1 protein-coding gene is annotated in these 1,252 nt (G+C 33.4%); it reads left to right on the top strand.

Features of this window, described 5'->3' with window-relative positions; all coding sequences use genetic code 11:
- The first annotated feature begins 465 nt into the window (after positions 1 to 465).
- Complete coding sequence (locus DKT72_RS17785) at positions 466 to 918, top strand: PH domain-containing protein (RefSeq protein WP_111310122.1); 453 nt, start codon at positions 466 to 468, stop codon at positions 916 to 918.
- Positions 919 to 1,252 lie beyond the last annotated feature (334 nt).

A 1,252-nucleotide genomic window follows, 5' to 3' on the forward strand; every position in this document is an offset into this window, starting at 1 on the left:
GTCATTAATTTGTAGAAAATCTATAGATTTATAGAAATAAATGGGGTTTGTGCGCAAACTCCCGTTGCACAACCCTATAATTTTATAAAAACATGATACAAAAACACCCATTTTAAGGGCGTTTTTTGGTTTTAATAGGTTCTTATCTTGTACATTGAAAGATGATGATATGAGTTTAAAATGGCGTTTACAACAGCCTTAAAACGGTAAAAAACGAAGTGTAGGCTTACCACCCCACTTTCACTGTGTTTTTCAAGTGCTTTGAAGTCTGTGAGGTGCTATGGCTAAGTTCTCCACTTCCCAAACCCCTTGAGATTAACAACAAAACCATTATAAGCCCATAGGATAGGTTATTAAAAAATAATATATTGCGTATATAACTGGTATGACTACCATGGGGATTGGTGATTGTTGGGGTTGTACAAGTGTTGTAGTGCATTTGACCACGGATAAAAACAAAAAACGATGAAAATATATAAATCAAAATTCGGATACGGAGTAATGGGGTTTCTGACTTTGTTGTTCTTATCTATTCTTGGATATATGATTTACAAAAACGAACCCCTAGAAGCGATTCTATCGGTCTCAGGAATTCATTTATTGGTCTACGGATTTTGTCTATATCTAAATTTTTCGACAGAATACGCGATTACGGACAATGGTATTTTAAAAGTCAAATGCGGCTTTGTTTACAATAAATCATTTGATATAAATAAAATAAAATCCATTAGAAAGTCCAACAATCTGATTTCATCACCAGCACCTTCTTTAGACAGAATTGAATTGACTTATGGAAAATTTGACCTAATAATAATTTCCCCAAAGGACAAAACGGAATTTGCTAACGATTTGACAAAAATAAACCCTAAAATAGAAAACAAATTGAAGGAAATAAAAACGCACCACAACAACTGTTAACCCTTGCAAAACCCTATAATTTCAAAAAATATGATACAAAAACGTCCTTTTTTAAGGGCGTATTTTGGTTTTAATAGGTTCTTATCTTGTACATTGAAAGATGATGATATGGGTTTAAAATGACGTTTATAACAGCCTTAAAACGGTAAAAAACGAAGTGTAGACTTTCCGCCCCACGTTTACTGTGTTTTTCTATGAATTTTAGGCACTTCTTTAAATTATAAGCAATGGCCGAGATTTGCATGCACTTATTCGCCTGATTAATACCTATGGTATTTGACCTTGCTTATGCCCATAAATTGGGTCAAGGTACCAAATGATATTGTTTTTTGCC

This window comes from Confluentibacter sediminis (genome assembly GCF_003258355.1).
Lineage (GTDB): Bacteria > Bacteroidota > Bacteroidia > Flavobacteriales > Flavobacteriaceae > Confluentibacter > Confluentibacter sediminis.

Excerpts from the sequence above, each read along its gene's own strand:
- DKT72_RS17785 (WP_111310122.1), top strand. The coding sequence starts at position 466 with ATGAAAATATATAAATCAAAATTCGGATACGGAGTAATGGGGTTTCTG.